12 protein-coding genes and 1 tRNA gene are annotated in these 15080 nt (G+C 63.8%); 4 read left to right on the top strand and 9 right to left on the bottom strand.

Translation table 11 applies throughout. From position 1 onward, the window contains the following. The 3 genes from RIF85_RS10650 to coaE all read right to left on the bottom strand — a co-directional run. Nucleotides 1-1420, bottom strand: a 1420-nt coding sequence (locus RIF85_RS10650) for a hypothetical protein (RefSeq protein ID WP_309071885.1), incomplete at its 3' end; no start/stop codon positions are given. Between the two features lie 3 nt (nt 1421-1423). Next, the gene (uvrB, locus tag RIF85_RS10645; RefSeq protein WP_309071884.1) at nt 1424-3511 is read right to left on the bottom strand and encodes an excinuclease ABC subunit UvrB; all 2088 of its coding nucleotides are present in this window, start codon (nt 3509-3511) and stop codon (nt 1424-1426) included. Nucleotides 3512-3585: 74 nt separating this feature from the next. Then, on the bottom strand, nt 3586-4806 hold the full coding sequence (gene coaE / locus RIF85_RS10640) for a dephospho-CoA kinase (RefSeq protein ID WP_309071883.1): 1221 nt from the start codon (nt 4804-4806) through the stop codon (nt 3586-3588). A 61-nt stretch (nt 4807-4867) separates the two neighbouring features. Between coaE and RIF85_RS10635 the strand changes: the two genes are divergently transcribed. Then, the gene (locus RIF85_RS10635; RefSeq protein ID WP_309071882.1) at nt 4868-5545 is read left to right on the top strand and encodes a YigZ family protein; all 678 of its coding nucleotides are present in this window, start codon (nt 4868-4870) and stop codon (nt 5543-5545) included. After that, nucleotides 5538-6665: a methyltransferase gene (locus tag RIF85_RS10630; RefSeq protein WP_309071881.1), complete on the top strand. Its 1128-nt coding sequence runs from the start codon at nt 5538-5540 to the stop codon at nt 6663-6665. The genes RIF85_RS10635 and RIF85_RS10630 overlap by 8 nt, the downstream gene beginning before the upstream one ends. Before the next feature lie 84 nt (nt 6666-6749). Here RIF85_RS10630 and rpsA read toward each other — a convergent pair whose 3' ends face one another. The 3 genes from rpsA to polA all read right to left on the bottom strand — a co-directional run bounded on the left by rpsA (nt 6750) and on the right by polA (nt 12677). Further along, nucleotides 6750-8225: a 30S ribosomal protein S1 gene (gene rpsA, locus RIF85_RS10625; RefSeq protein ID WP_309071880.1), complete on the bottom strand. Its 1476-nt coding sequence runs from the start codon at nt 8223-8225 to the stop codon at nt 6750-6752. A gap of 279 nt (nt 8226-8504) precedes the next feature. After that, nucleotides 8505-9824, bottom strand: coding sequence for a GNAT family N-acetyltransferase (locus RIF85_RS10620; protein WP_309071879.1), 1320 nt, complete (start codon nt 9822-9824; stop codon nt 8505-8507). Between the two features lie 54 nt (nt 9825-9878). Then, nucleotides 9879-12677: a DNA polymerase I gene (polA, locus tag RIF85_RS10615; RefSeq protein ID WP_309071878.1), complete on the bottom strand. Its 2799-nt coding sequence runs from the start codon at nt 12675-12677 to the stop codon at nt 9879-9881. Between polA and RIF85_RS10610 the strand changes: the two genes are divergently transcribed. Further along, nucleotides 12676-13158, top strand: a complete 483-nt coding sequence (locus RIF85_RS10610) for a hotdog fold thioesterase (protein ID WP_309071877.1) — start codon at nt 12676-12678, stop codon at nt 13156-13158. The genes polA and RIF85_RS10610 overlap by 2 nt on opposite strands. A gap of 25 nt (nt 13159-13183) precedes the next feature. Here the strand turns inward: RIF85_RS10610 and RIF85_RS10605 are convergent, their stop codons facing one another. Further along, nucleotides 13184-13819 carry a LysE family translocator gene (locus RIF85_RS10605; protein WP_309071876.1) on the bottom strand — a complete coding sequence of 212 codons (636 nt, stop codon included), beginning with the start codon at nt 13817-13819 and terminating at the stop codon, nt 13184-13186. An 87-nt stretch (nt 13820-13906) separates the two neighbouring features. After that, nucleotides 13907-13991: transfer RNA gene (locus tag RIF85_RS10600), tRNA-Leu, on the bottom strand. A 162-nt stretch (nt 13992-14153) separates the two neighbouring features. On the opposite strand from RIF85_RS10600, the gene RIF85_RS10595 reads away from it, so the two are divergent. After that, the gene (locus RIF85_RS10595; RefSeq protein WP_309071875.1) at nt 14154-14756 is read left to right on the top strand and encodes a response regulator; all 603 of its coding nucleotides are present in this window, start codon (nt 14154-14156) and stop codon (nt 14754-14756) included. 97 nt (nt 14757-14853) lie between these two features. Here RIF85_RS10595 and RIF85_RS10590 read toward each other — a convergent pair. Further along, nucleotides 14854-15080: pyruvate kinase alpha/beta domain-containing protein (locus RIF85_RS10590; RefSeq protein ID WP_375164839.1), on the bottom strand; the 227-nt coding region annotated here is incomplete at its 5' end.

Raw genomic sequence — 15080 nt, 5'->3', positions numbered from 1 at the left:
CGAGGACAACCTGGCCCCGGGCATGCCGGTTCACCAGGTTCGAGATGCCGTCAACAGCGGCGTCCCGGTACGATGAGCCGGCCAGCGGATGGTCCAGGACGGGCCAGAAGCCGGCGACGTCGGCTATCTTCCCGAGCACCTCCCGCAAGGGACGAAGCTGCCCGAGAAGGAGCACGAGCACCACCACCGCCCCCGCAGCTTGGAGCACCAGGATCGCCAATGCCAGCCAAGGACCACCGAGCCTGCCCTCGCCGAGGACGATTGCCGCCGTCATCGCCGCCAGCGCGAGTACGAGGGCGAGCGGCAGAATGCGTGGCACCAACTGCGGCGCTTGGGCGCACACAGCGTGCCACCAGCGCCCGCGTTCGGCCTTACCATGCCCGAGAGGCGGCAAGCCCGGTCCGGCGCCCGAAGCCAGCACGACAGCGATGGCGACCAGCGCTGCTGCTGCGGCGATCAGCGCGAGGAACGGGAAGAGGTCAAGCCGGCTGTCGCCGGGATCGTCGGGATTGTCATAGGGAAGGAGAATGCCGGAGAGCGGCTGCGGAACCCGCACCCACCCGAAAAGCCCGGTGACGTAGCCGAGCAGATTGTCCAGAACCATACGGACCAGCGCGGTGACGGAGTGCATCAGGGGTACTGCAACAGCCAGCAGGACACCAGCAGCAGCGAGCGGCCCCCGCACCTTCTCGCGCGCACCTGGGCTTCCCCTGCCCAGCGCGGAAAGTACGAACGCCGCCGCGAAGCCCGCGACCGTACTTGCGGCGATCCAGAGCGCCATGGCGTCCAGGCGCGGCGGACCGGTGGGAAGCGCGGCTGAGGGCCAGCCTGCGTGAATGAGTTGCGCCGGCGGGGCAAGGCTGAGCGCGATACCGCCCACAACGACAAAGGCGGCGTGCATGACGGGCACGGCACTCCCGCGGTTGTGCCCGGACTGTACCCGGACAACGGTCCGGTAGCGGAAGGCCAGCCATGCAACCAGTAGTGCCGCTGCAATCAGCGGCACGATGCGCAGAACGGAAGACGGAAGGCTCAGATACCTCAGGACCGTTTCACCCAGCACGATCAGCCAGGCAAGCTGCGACAGCGTCAGCACGACGCCGATGACGCCAACCATGGCTCGCAGGGTTGCGACTGCCGGAGCTCCTGCTCCCACGGGTTCCATGCGCCCCGCCACGTTTGCAAGGGTGAACGGGAATGCCAGGTACCAGAGGAAGCCGGTCTTCTGCCGCCGTGACCGCGACCAGTTCACAATGCGCAGCCGGTGTTCCGGCAGCGGCGGAGGGGCGGCGACCTGAACCCAGGCATTGAGTCGTTTCTCAACCGGCAACCCAAGACTGGTGTAGTACTCGTGGTCTCCAATCCCATGGACCCGGATCTCGGTGAAGGACCCGCTGCCTGCCGCAACCTCGTCGGCCATTGGTCAGGCGTGCCCGGCGGACTGCATCTGCCTCAGTTCCTTCTTCAGATCGCTGACCTCGTCGCGGAGCCGGGCCGCCAGTTCGAACTGGAGCTCCTCGGCTGCGGCGTGCATCTGGTCAGTCAACTGGCTGATCAGATCGGTGAGGTTTTCTGCCGGCACCGCGGCGAGGCCATCGTGCCGGACGGTTGGGACCTTGCCCTTACCTTTGCCCTTGGACGACTTGGCCGTTTTCTCGAGCAGAGCCCGGGTATCCGCGTCCTCCTTTGCCAGGGAGTCCGTGATGTCCGCAATGCGCTTCCGCAGGGGTTGGGGATCCACGCCGTTCTTTTTGTTGAAGGCGATCTGGATGTCGCGTCGCCGGGTGGTCTCCTCGATCGCATTCGCCATGGAATCCGTGATCCGGTCGGCGTACATGTGCACCTGACCGGAAACGTTCCTGGCGGCGCGGCCGATGGTCTGGATCAGTGAGGTGGAACTGCGCAGGAAACCCTCCTTGTCCGCGTCCAGGATGCTGACCAGAGACACTTCCGGCAGATCCAGGCCCTCCCTCAGAAGGTTGATGCCCACCAGCACGTCGAACGTGCCCATCCGGAGCTCACGCAGCAACTCCACCCGGCGAAGGGTGTCCACGTCCGAGTGCAGATACTCGACCTTCACCCCGTGTTCCAGAAGGTAGCCGGTAAGGTCTTCGGCCATGCGCTTGGTCAGGGTGGTGACCAGGACCCGCTCATCGCGCTCCACCCGCACCTGAATCTCCCCGAGAAGGTCATCGATCTGGCCCTTGCTCGGCTTGACGACGATCTCCGGGTCCACCAGCCCGGTGGGTCGGATGATCTGCTGGACATAACCGTCTGACTTGCTCAGCTCGTACTTTCCGGGGGTAGCCGAGAGGTAGACGGTCTGGCCGATGCGCTCGAGGAACTCATCCCACTTCAGCGGCCTGTTGTCCATGGCGGACGGGAGGCGGAAGCCGTGGTCAACCAGGGTGCGCTTGCGGGACATGTCGCCCTCGTACATAGCGCCAATCTGCGGAATGGTCACGTGGGATTCATCCACGACAAGCAGGAAGTCGTCAGGGAAGTAATCGATGAGGCAATGCGGCGCGCTGCCTTTGGTTCGTCCGTCGATATGGCGGGAGTAGTTCTCGATGCCGTTGCAGAAACCCATCTGCTGCATCATCTCGAGGTCATAAGTGGTGCGCATGCGCAGCCGCTGTGCTTCGACCAGCTTGTTCTGTGACTCAAGTTCCTCGAGACGCTCCCGCAATTCGTCTTCAATGCGTGTGATCGCCCGGGCCATCCGCTCCGGTCCGGCCACATAGTGCGAGGCCGGGAAGACGTACATCTCCGTCTCCTCCCGCACCACTTCACCCGTGAGCGGGTGAAGCGTGTAGATGCGCTCAACCTCATCGCCGAAAAACTCTATGCGCAGCGCAAGCTCTTCATACATCGGAATGATCTCAACGGTGTCCCCGCGTACTCGGAATGTGCCGCGATGAAAATCCATGTCATTGCGGACATACTGCATCGCCACGAACTGACGCAGCAGGGCATCCCGGTTCATCTCCTGCCCCTGCCGCAGGGTGACCATCGCGGAGACGTACTCCTCGGGTGTACCGAGACCATAGATGCACGAGACAGTGGCGACCACCACGACATCGCGCCGGGTCAGCAGCGCGTTCGTAGCGGAGTGGCGCAGCCGCTCAACCTCCTCGTTGATGGAGGAGTCCTTTTCGATGAAGGTGTCGGTCTGCGGGACGTATGCCTCGGGTTGGTAGTAGTCGTAGTAGGAGACGAAGTACTCGACCGCGTTGTTCGGCAGGAGCTCGCGGAATTCGTTGGCAAGCTGGGCCGCGAGGGTCTTGTTCTGGACCATGACCAGCGTTGGCCGCTGTACCTGCTCGATGAGCCATGCAGTCGTGGCGCTTTTGCCGGTACCGGTGGCGCCAAGGAGCACCACGTCCTTCTCACCGGCGTTGATTCGCTCCGCAAGTTCCTTGATGGCGGTCGGCTGGTCACCGGCAGGCTGGTACTCGCTGATCACCTCAAAAGGCGCAACAACACGGTTGATTTCCTGCGCAAGACTCATGGTTCTACGTTACCGCCCGCCGCGGACAACCACAGTCCGTGATAGGTGTTCTTTGCTGGAGGCTGAACCCCGGCTCAGCCCGCGACGGGCGGGCTCGGTGACCAGCCGACGTCGTACTTCCAGGCGGTCACACGCGGGGCCGCAAAGGTGCTGAACCACTCCTCCTTGCAGGCGGCGTAACCCGAGGTGGAGGCGTCGTTCCGATGGATGCCGGCGCACCGGTCCTTCTCTGCTGCATATGCCGCCGCCATATCAGGATTGGCCCGCAGCCAGTCCCGGAAGGCCAGGGCGTACTGCCACCCCGGGGAACCCTCGACACGGACATGCAGGTTCACCGCCCGCCCCGGATCAGCGTTGCAATGCAGCCGTTTCTGCCACAGCTCCGGGTGCGGAAGGTCTGCGGTGGGCGTATCCCGCCAGACGCCCGGTAGGCGTGGGAACCCTGCCTCGGCGAGAGAGCTGGAGAGGGCGTCGGCGTCCTCAAGGGAGGCGACCGTCAGCTGGAGGTCGATGACGTCCTTCGCCGGCAAACCCGGGACGGCGGTGGATCCGATGTGGTCGACGCGGAGCACTCGCGGGTCAAGCCGCTTCAGGCGGCGGGCCAGCAGGGCGGCCTGGCGCGGCCAGTCGTCATCATGCAGGAGTACGGGTCCCCCGCGGCGTTGCGCCCGTTCCTGTTCAGCGAGGTTCCGTGCGAACGGCACAATCCGCTGTTCCCATAAGTCCTCTATGGCGCTGATGAGCGCCGCCGGGGATCCGGAGTTGTCCAGTACGACGTCGGCTGCCGCATTTCTCGTGTCCGGGTCGGCCTGCGCCTCCATCCGCTTCCGTGCCTCCTGCTCCGTCATCCCGCGCTGCTCCACCATGCGGCGAAGCCGCATCTCCTGAGGCGCGTCAACCACCAGCACCAGGTGAAAGCTGTCTTCCTGCCCGGTCTCCACGAGGAGCGGGATGTCATGCACCACAACGGCGCCGCTTGACCGTGCGCGCGCGTCGGCCTCTGCCCGGGCTGCCTCCTGACGGACCCGCGGATGGATGATTGCGTTCAGCGTTGCGCGTCCGGCAGGGTCCGCGAAGATGACGGCCCCGAGCGCAGGCCGGTCCAGTGAGCCGTCCTGCCGGAGCACGCCTTGCCCAAACGCTGCAACGACCTCCCGCAGACCCTCGGTGCCGGGCTCCACTACAGCGCGGGCAAGCTGGTCGGCGTCGATGAGTACCGCTCCCAGCTCACGAAGTGTTGACGCCGCCAGCGACTTTCCCGCAGCAATCCCGCCCGTCAATCCAACCCTCAACATGACTGCAAGGCTACCTGCGGACGTCGCTCCCTGCCCTCTCCGGGTTGCCTACACTGGAGGAGTGACAGGGACGGCGGGAACGGTGGCGCGATACACGACTATCGCCGGTTCTCATCGACACGAATTGGAGGTCCGCCGGTCCCGCTTCATCACCGTGCTGCAGCGGGTGGAGTCCGAGGACGAGGTCCGTGACCTCCTTACCCGGGTGCGCCGGGAATTCCACGATGCGAGGCACCATTGCAGCGCCGTCGTTCTTGGACCCAGCCGCGAGATCCAGCGCGCCAACGACGACGGCGAGCCCTCCGGTACCGCCGGCCAACCGATGCTCGACGCGATCATCAGACGGGCCACTTCCCCTGATCGGGCGGACCTGAGCGATCTTGCTGCGATCGTCGTGCGCTACTTCGGCGGGATCCTGCTGGGCGCCGGCGGATTGGTGCGTGCGTACTCGGACTCGGTGTCCCAGGCGCTCGATGCCGCGCCGATGATCACCCGGGAGCGACGGCAGCTGCTCGAGATCGCGGCGCCTTCCGCCACCGCCGGGCGGGTCGAGAATGAGCTGCGAGCCGTCGGCACTCCAGTGCTGGCGGTGCACTACGAAGGGGAGCTGGCTCACCTCACCGTCGCGGTTGATGACGACGCCGCCGCAATGGGCTCCTTCTCAAGTCGCCTTGCAGCGATCACAGCCGGTGAATTGACCGCAGTGCCAGTGAGCCGCGAATGGGTGGACCGTGGCTGACTTCCCTTTCAACGCTCTCAGGCGCTGGCCTGACGTGGAAGCCGAGAACCTGCACGCGGTCGATGCCACGGACAGGCTGCTCCTCGATACAGCAGGTGAAGCCCTGCGGGGCTGTGCTGCGGGTGAAGTCGCCGTCGTCGGTGACACACACGGCGCCCTGACTCTCGGCACGCTGCATGCCGGCGCTGAGCACGTGCGCGTCCATCAGGACTCAGTCACCGGCGAGCGTGCGCTCGCGGCAAATGCACGCAGCTTTCCGCTCAGCGGTCTGTACACCTCAACGGTCCTGGGCAAGGACCTCTTCGACGGCGTCCGCCTGGTGCTGCTGCAACTCCCCCGCTCCCTTGACGCGTTGGAGGAGATCGCGTGGCATATCGCAACCGCCGCACATCCCGACGTCACCGTCTTCGCGGGAGGGAGAGTCAAACACATGACTCCGGCCATGACCACGGTCCTGGCCAAGTACTTCCGCACCGTCGAGGCCGGGCTGGCACGGCAGAAGTCCCGGATCCTTACTGCGTCGTGCCCGCTCCCGACGGGCCCATGCCCATTTCCTTCCGAAGCAGAGTACGACGTCGGACTCCCCCGCCCGCTGCGGCTACGCGCCTTCGGGGCAACGTTCGGGGGCGCGAAGCTCGACCCCGGCACCCGCTTCCTGCTCCCCCACCTCCAAGGAACACGACCATCCAGCCACGCCGTGGACCTTGGCTGCGGCAACGGGACAATCGCCGCTTACCTTGCCCTGACCCACCCGGGACTCTCCGTCATCGCGACCGATACCTCGGCGGCGGCGGTGGCCGCCACCCGGGCTACGGTCGACGCGAACGGTGTAGGCGACAGGGTAACCGTTGTGCGCGACGACGCCCTGTCAGGGCGGCCCGATTCCGGTGACCATCTGATCGTCCTGAACCCGCCGTTCCATTCCGGTCATACCGTCCATGCGGGAATAGCACTGAAGCTGTTTGCCGAATCGGGGCGTTCGCTGGCGCCCGGCGGCGAACTGTGGACCGTGTGGAACAGCCATCTGCAGTACCGCGGTGCGCTGGAGCGGCTTGTGGGACCCACCCGCCAGGTAGCGCGCGACCGCAAGTTCACGGTCACGGTGTCCACTCGCAGCTGAAGATCTACGCCCAGCGTTTTGCCGGGCAGTGCTTAACGCAGGAAACCCCCGCCCAATGGCGGGGGTTTCCTGAGGAGATCGGACCTAGTTGCCGGTCAGCTTCTCACGCAGTGCGGCGAGAGCCTCATCCGACGCGAGGGTACCGGACCCTGCGGGTGACTCTGCAGCCGGCTCCGAGGAGTAGCTGGTTGCACCGGAGTCCGCCGGCTCGTTGGCTGCGGCGGCGTCGTCGGACGCGTGCTGAACAACCTGCTTCTTGTGAGCTTCCCAGCGGGACTGGGCCTCGGCGTACTGGGCTTCCCAGGCTGCGCGCTGGGTCTCGTAGCCTTCAAGCCACTCGTTGGACTCGGGATCGAAGCCCTCGGGGTACTTGTAGTTGCCCTCTTCGTCGTACTCAGCGGCCATGCCGTAGAGAGCCGGATCGAATTCGGTGCTGTCTGCGTCGACGCCCTCGTTGGCCTGCTTGAGGGACAGCGAGATGCGGCGGCGCTCAAGGTCGATGTCGATGACCTTGACGAAGAGCTCGTCACCAACGGAGACAACCTGCTCGGCCAGTTCAACGTGGCGCACAGCAAGTTCAGAGATGTGGACGAGGCCTTCGATGCCGTCTTCGACGCGAACGAACGCACCGAACGGAACCAGCTTGGTGACCTTACCGGGGACAACCTGGCCCAGCGCGTGAGTGCGGGCGAAGGTCTGCCACGGATCTTCCTGGGTGGCCTTGAGCGACAGGGAGACGCGCTCGCGGTCCAGATCCACCTCGAGAACCTCGACGGTGACTTCCTGGCCGACCTCGACAACCTCGGACGGGTGGTCGATGTGCTTCCAGGACAGTTCCGAAACGTGAACCAGTCCGTCTACGCCGCCAAGATCGACGAATGCACCGAAGTTGACGATGGAGGACACAACGCCCGGACGGACCTGGCCCTTTTCCAGCTTGTTGAGGAAAGTGGAGCGAACCTCGGACTGGGTCTGCTCGAGCCATGCACGGCGGGACAGCACAACGTTGTTGCGGTTCTTGTCCAGCTCGATGATCTTGGCTTCAATCTGCTGACCGATGTACGGAGCGAGGTCGCGGACACGGCGCATCTCAACGAGGGAAGCGGGAAGGAAGCCGCGCAGGCCGATGTCGAGGATGAGACCACCCTTGACAACCTCGATGACCGTACCGGTGACAACACCGTCTTCTTCCTTGACCTTCTCAATGTCGCCCCAGGCGCGCTCGTACTGAGCACGCTTCTTGGAGAGGATCAGGCGGCCTTCTTTGTCTTCCTTCGTGAGGACAAGCGCTTCAACCTCGTCACCAACGGAGACCACGTCCCCCGGATCGACATCGTGCTTGATGGAAAGCTCGCGGGAAGGGATGACACCTTCGGTCTTGTAACCGATGTCGAGCAGAACTTCATCGCGGTCAACCTTGACTACCGTTCCTTCGACGAGGTCTCCGTCGTTGAAGTACTTGATGGTGGCGTCAATAGCTGCGAGGAAGTCCTCAGCGGTGCCGATGTCGTTGATAGCGACCTGCGGGGCACCTGGCTTCTCGGTGGTGGTGATGGTCATGTAGTTGGGGCTCCGTTGTGGATTATGAATTTGATCCGGACTTCTTGGAACCGCGCGCGGGTACATGTTGATGTACCCACCATGAGGAACCTGCCCGGATGCGGACAAATGGAAATATGGAGAACACTGTGCCAACACAACGCAGAGGCTGTGCAGGACACATTGCAGGGCCCACTGTGCGCGGGACATGCCCACCCAGTCTAGCGTTCTGCTGCAACGCCGGTCAAAGCGTGCTGGCTGCTTCCCGTGCGGTCATGGTGAGCGGGCCGGAGCGGACCGTCAGAAATGCGTGATGCAGTAGGGTGCCCGGGCCACCGAGAACAACGTTGCGGCACGCTCAACACCTTCAGGGGAACCTCCGGTCAGACCGCCTGCACTGGCAAGAATCCGCGCGTCCACTCCCCCAAGGTACAACGACCCTAAAGCAGCTACATCGAGCGTGATGTCCGTCCCGGACCCGTCGCCCAGTCTACGGACGGTGCCCGCACCGTTCGCCACACTCAGTTCGAAAGCGCCCTCGGCATGACCGAGCGCATCCGTGATTGACAGGGACAGGACACCGTCGTGCTCATAGTTGCGCTGGGACAGCGCGGCCACCGGATCGAGGATCCGCAGCCAAAGCACGTCTTCATCGGATTTCAGTTCACGGCATCTCCGGTCAGCCAGAGCCCACGGCAGCGGATCCTGGACAGGCGCCGACCCGAAGGTGACCCGTTCGATCAGGTCCAGCGAGCCGAGATAACGCCACAGCTCGAGGTAGGCGGCATCCGATACCGCCACCAGATCCTTCACCCGCATGGTGTACGGCGTCTTCTCCCAACCCGCGAACGAGTAGGAGACGAAGGCGTCCGGGCGGCCGTCGTCGTCATAATGGACGGCGGTGCGCAGCGCCTTGTCGGGTTGGGGACGATCCTCACCCCACAGACCCGCTGACCGGCGGGAGTACGCGAACTGGCGGCCGATCGAACCCAGCGAGTGTGAGTGAAAACCAGCGAAAACTTCCTGGGTGAGGTCGACGGCAGCTTCCGGCGAAACCACCTCCATCCGCCCGTACGGTACGGAAGTGATGGCGAAGCGCTCTCGAACGTCGACCTCGATCGAGGTGGTGTGCGTTGCCGTACCAAACCCGAAGCGACCGTAGATGGTGGCTTCCGACGCAGTCAGGGCCGCGACGGCAAAACCCCGTTCGGCCGCGCCCTGAAGGTCGGCAGTGATCATTTGGCGCAGCAGTCCCCGCCGCCGGTGTGTCGGGCGAACCGTGACCGCGGTGACCAGATGGGCGTCCAGCAACCTGCCCCCACCGACGTTCAGCGAATTCACCATAGTGCCGTAAGTGGCTACGGGAATGCGCGGATTCCACGCATGGGGACCCGGATTGTCGTCATAGGCGCCCCACAGGATGCGCCGGTCCGCCGCATACGCCTCAGCCAGTTTCGGCAGGTCCTCGACCTCCAGCCGGCCCTCGTGGAATCCGAAGCTGACGCCCTCGAACCAGGCGGCCAACGGGCCCTCTGCTGAGGTATCGGCATCCCCGTCTACGGAGAAGGTCTCGATCCGAAGCGTGGATGCGGCGGTGTTGATCCCTGTTTGCGTGCTCACGGTTCCCCAGCCTAATCCTCCGACAGCCGACGGGCTATGCCGCGGCACCTGTTCCTAGTGCGCCGCTTCGTGCCAGCTGGTGCCGGTACCGACCGAGACGTCGAGCGGCACCGTCAGTTCGGCCGCACCCGCCATCTCCGCGCGCACCAGCTGCTCCACTTCGTCACGTTCCCCCGGCGCGATTTCGAGTACCAGTTCGTCGTGGACCTGCAAAAGCATCCTCGACGTGAGCCCGCGGCGTCGCAGCTCGTCATCGACACCGAGCATTGCCTTTTTGATGATGTCTGCCGCCGAACCCTGAATCGGTGCGTTGAGCGCCGCCCGCTCAGCCATCTCCCGCAGCTGGCGGTTGTCACTCGACAGGTCCGGCAGGTACCGCCGCCTTCCCTCGATGGTTGAGGTGAAACCGTCCTTGCGTGCCTGCTCCACGATCCCGCGGAGGTAGTCACGGACGGCGCCGAACCGGTCGAAGTAGTCACCCATCAGGGTCCGGGCCTCATCCACCGAGATGGCGAGCTGCTTCGACAGCCCGAACGAGCTCAGCCCGTACACCAACCCGTAGGACATGGCCTTGACCTTTGAGCGCATCGCACTGGTCACTTCCTCAGGAGCCACGTGGAAGATGGAGGAGCCCACGAAGCGGTGCAGATCCTCGCCCTCGTTGAACGCCTGGATCAAGCCCTCATCGCCCGAGAGGTGCGCCATGATGCGCATCTCGATCTGCGAATAGTCCGCCGTCATCAGGCAGTCATAGCCGGGACCTACTACGAACGCTTCCCGGATCCGGCGGCCCTCATCCGAGCGGATCGGAATGTTCTGCAGGTTCGGGTTCATGGAGGACAGCCGGCCAGTCGCTGCAATGGTCTGTACGTAGGTGGTGTGAATTCGACCGTCTTCTGCGACCGACTTCCGGAGGCCCTCCACCGTCTGCCGAAGCTTGGAGGCATCCCGGTGTGCCAGCAGCTGCTCAAGGAACGGGTGTCCCGTCTTGACGATCAGGTCCGTGAGCGCATCTGCGTCGGTGGAGTACCCGGTCTTGATCTTCTTGGTTTTCGGCAGGGCCAGCTCGTCGAAAAGAACGGTCTGAAGCTGCTTGGGCGAGCCCAGGTTGATCTCCTTGCCGATGATCCTGAACGCTTCGGCGCTGGTGTTCGCCATGGTCGCGGAGAAGTCGTCGTACAGGCGGTCGAGACCGTCGACAGCCACGCTGATTCCCGTCAGCTCCATCCGCGCCAGCACCTCGGACAGCGGCAGTTCCAGACCCGCGAGCAGCTGATTGGCGCCGCGCTCTACGAGCTGGCCGGTGAAGTGCTGGCTGAGTTCCAATGCTGCGAAGGCCGCCGCTACCGCTGGGGTTGCGACATCCTCCTCCTCGAGTGCCAGCGCCTGCTGGCCGCCCGTCGCAGCGTTCGACGTCGGCAGGGTGAGCTTCAGGTGCACCTGGCTGAGGTCAGCAAGCTCGTAGCTGCGCCGGTCGGGCTGAATGAGGTAGCCCGAGATGGCGGTGTCGTCCACCTCGCCCGCAAGGGTGAAACCGCGGGCATGGAGCAGCTTGTAGGCCGCTTTGAAGTCGTGCACCACCTTGGGCGCGTCCAGGTCCTGGAGCCACTCCCCGACGACGCTCTCGGCGTCCGGATCCAACTCTTCGAACGGGATATAGGCAGCGGCTGCGGCGGTCACCAGCGCAACGCCGACGGCTTCCTCTCCTCCGCTCGTGGAACGTGTGACCACGTGGACAGCCGCGGGAGCCTGATTGGTTCCGTTGATCCAGGCGGTCAGGGCGTTCGCTTCGGTGAGGATCTCATGCTGCGGCGGGGACATTTCATCCCTGGCTGTATCCGCTTCCTCCTCGCCGAACAGATCAAACAGGCGCTTCCGAAGCACATTGAACTGCAGGGCGTCGAAGAGGTCCTCAACGGCGTCCCGGTCCGGACGTTGCGCTGCCATCGCCTGCAGATCCACCGGTAGATCGAGGTCCGTGAGCAGGCGGTTGAGGCGCCGGTTCCGCTTGACGTTCTCGATGTTCTCCCGGAGTGCGATTCCCACCTTGCCGCCGATCGCGTCCAGGTTCTCGAGGATGCCTTCGAGGCCGCCATACTTCAGGATCCACTTGGCCGCGGTCTTCGGCCCGACGCCCGGCACACCCGGAAGATTGTCCGCGGTCTCGCCCACCAGCGCCGCCAGGTCCGAGTAGAGGTGCGGCGGAACGAAGTACTTCTCCTCAACGGCCTTGGCGTCCATCTGCGGGATATTCGTGACTCCCTGTTTGGGATACAGGACCGTCACGCGATCATTGACGAGCTGGAAGACATCCCGGTCTCCGCTGACTACCTGTACGTCCCAACCCCTGGCAGCGGCGTCGACGGCAAGGGTAGCGAGGACATCGTCGGCCTCGTAGCCCTCCATCGACAAAGTAGGAATGCGCATGGCCTCCAGCACCTTGATGATCAGGTCGATCTGGCCGTGGAATTCCTCCGGGGTGCGGGACCGTCCGCCCTTGTACTCGGTGTATTCGGTGTCTCTGAAGGTCGGTGTGTCGAGGTCGAAGGCGACTGCGACGTGCGTTGGCTCCTGGTCGCGCAGCAGGTTGATGAGCATGGCGGTGAACCCATACACCGCATTGGTGTGCTGGCCCGTGTCAGTAGAAAAATTTTCGGCCGGCAACGCGTAGAACGCGCGGAACGCCATCGAGTGACCATCGACGACCAACAACCGCGACCGCTTCCCCGTGGGTGCGGGTGCAGGTGCCGCATGCGCGGCGGCATCGGTCTGGACACTGGTTTGCACGTCGATCTGCACGTCGGAATCTACGGTTTGGTTTGTTTGGCTCACAGGTGCCAGCCTAGTTCCCATGGATGACAAATTCACTCCGGGCCCAGGTTCCGACGGCGACCACCCCTACCTTGCCGAACTGACCGCTGCGGGTGTTCCCGAGCACATGCACGATTGGCTTCGCGGCCACGGCATCGGGCGGCTCGCTGCCAAGATGGGGATCGTTTTTCAGGAGATGGGCGCGGAGCGCATGGTGGCCACCATGCCGGTCGAGGGGAACCAGCAGGTTGCCGGGATCCTGCACGGAGGGGCCCATCTGGTCCTTGCTGAAACATTGGGATCATTCGCGGCGGGCATCCATGCAGGCCCGGGCCGCCAGGCTGTCGGTATTGAAATCGGGGCCACCCATCACCGGTCCGCCTCGAGCGGCCTGGTCACAGGAACTGCCGTTGCCATCCACCTCGGCCGTACGCTGGCCACACACGAGGTGATCATGACCGACGAAGACGGCAGACGGCTCTCCTCAGCCCGCATCACCAACCTCATCCGGGACGTACGCTGACCCGGTTCTGAGGGCAGGAACCGGATCAGGCCTGGGCGGCCGACGCCGCTGTCCCGAGGCCGAGCACGCTGAGTATCCCGCCGGATGAGATCTCCAGATTGCGGGTCACCCGCGGACGGTTCAGCCACTCGTTCGCCTTGGCGGCCAGCAGGCATAAGCCCACAAGGTACATCAGCACAATGAAGCCGAGAGTTGCCCCCAGCAGCATCGTGACAGCGAAAACTGAACCGTCCTTGGGAAGGAACTGCGGGACCACGGCAAGGAAAAACAGGCCCACCTTCGGGTTGAGCATGGTGGATGTGAGTCCGGCTGCACACGAACTCAACGCACGCGCTTCCACCATGACGACGCCGTCGGGCACGGGGGCCGATGATTTCTTCCTATCCCCCCGAATAGCTTTGATCCCCAAATAGACCAGATAGATACCACCAAGGACCTTGAGCCCGCGGTAAGCGACGGCCGACTGTTCGATGAGGGCGGCGAGGCCGACAGCAACGAGCACAGCCCAGACCAGGTACCCGGCAGCGGAGCCGAACGAAGCCGCAATACCGGATGGAAGCTTCCGCAGGCTGAACCGGAGGATCAGGAAGCTGTCGGGACCGGGAGTTACGGCGAGAACCACGCACAAGCCGCAGAAGGCCAGGTAGGAAGACATTGCCATGTCCCTATTAGAAGCCAGTCCGGAAGGATTCTCAGAAACAAGTCAGTCAATATGACTGGACGACTGACCGTAAAAGTCAGTGCATGCTGGTGCCCGAAGTGGGACTCGAACCCACACACCTTTCGATACTGCATTTTGAGTGCAGCGCGTCTGCCAATTCCGCCATTCGGGCTGATCAGTGCACCGACGTGAGTTCCGTGACTCGGGGACCCCCGGGTGCGCGAATCTACTCTACATGCCGATAGGCTGTTCCAGTGAACCCGTGCAGCGCGCCTTCAGGGCTGCTCCTGCGCCGGGGCACGCAGAACCAATAAACGCATACCAAGGAGCCTCAGTGTCCCAGAACCGCGACTCAGCGAACACGAGCCCGGCACGGCGCGTCATCGTCGCTGAGGATGAAACCCTCATTCGTCTCGACATTGTGGAGATCCTGCGTGGCGAGGGTTACGACGTGGTCGCCGAAGCCGACAACGGTGAGAAAGCAGTTGAGCTGGCGCATGAGCACAAGCCCGATCTTGTCCTCATGGATGTAAAAATGCCGGTCATGGACGGAATCACCGCTGCGGAGCAGATTGTGAAGGCGCGCATCGCCCCTGTCGTCCTGCTGACCGCCTTCAGCCAGAAGGAACTCGTGGAGCGTGCGCGCGACGCCGGAGCCATGGCCTACGTGGTGAAGCCCTTCACTCCAGCCGATCTGGTGCCGGCGATCGAGATCGCTCTCTCCCGCCATGAAGAGATCAAGGCGCTTGAGAATGAGGTTTCCGACCTCCAGGAGCAGTTCGCTACCCGGAAGCTCGTAGAGCGCGCGAAGAGCCTGCTCACCACGAAGATGGGGCTGACGGAGCCCGAAGCCTTCCGCTGGATCCAGAAAACGTCCATGGACCGCCGCCTCAGCATGCGCGAAGTTGCCGAGACGATCATCAATCAGGTCAATTAGCGGGCGCTTCCACACGGAGAACCACACACCAAACAGCTCGCACATACAGAAGGACCCCGCCGAGGCGGGGTCCTTCTGTATGTGAGTCGCGTGCGGGCTACTTGTGCTTGTTCTTGACCGGCCAGGGACCGACCTTCTCCTTGCTCGGTGTGTAGCCTTCGGGCAACTGGCCCGCGTCGGCGATATCCCCGACCTTGTGCACCTTGATGGAGTTCGTCGAACCGGACTGCCCTGGAGGGGAACCGGCCGCGATGACCACGAGGTCGTTGAGGTCAACAAGCTTCTGCTCGAACAGTACGCGGTCAACCTGCGCAGTCATCTGGT

The organism is Arthrobacter sp., assembly GCF_031179385.1.
Lineage (GTDB): Bacteria > Actinomycetota > Actinomycetes > Actinomycetales > Micrococcaceae > Arthrobacter_D.
This window is presented reverse-complemented; position numbering and strand designations above follow the sequence as displayed.

Bases quoted from the DNA above. Each gene is read 5' to 3' on its own strand.
- uvrB (WP_309071884.1), bottom strand. From the start codon at position 3,511: ATGAGTCTTGCGCAGGAAATCAACCGTGTTGTTGCGCCTTTTGAGGTG.
- coaE (WP_309071883.1), bottom strand. From the start codon at position 4,806: ATGTTGAGGGTTGGATTGACGGGCGGGATTGCTGCGGGAAAGTCGCTG.
- rpsA (WP_309071880.1), bottom strand. From the start codon at position 8,225: ATGACCATCACCACCACCGAGAAGCCAGGTGCCCCGCAGGTCGCTATC.
- RIF85_RS10610 (WP_309071877.1), top strand. From the start codon at position 12,676: ATGGATGACAAATTCACTCCGGGCCCAGGTTCCGACGGCGACCACCCC.
- polA (WP_309071878.1), bottom strand. From the start codon at position 12,677: ATGGGAACTAGGCTGGCACCTGTGAGCCAAACAAACCAAACCGTAGAT.
- RIF85_RS10605 (WP_309071876.1), bottom strand. From the start codon at position 13,819: ATGGCAATGTCTTCCTACCTGGCCTTCTGCGGCTTGTGCGTGGTTCTC.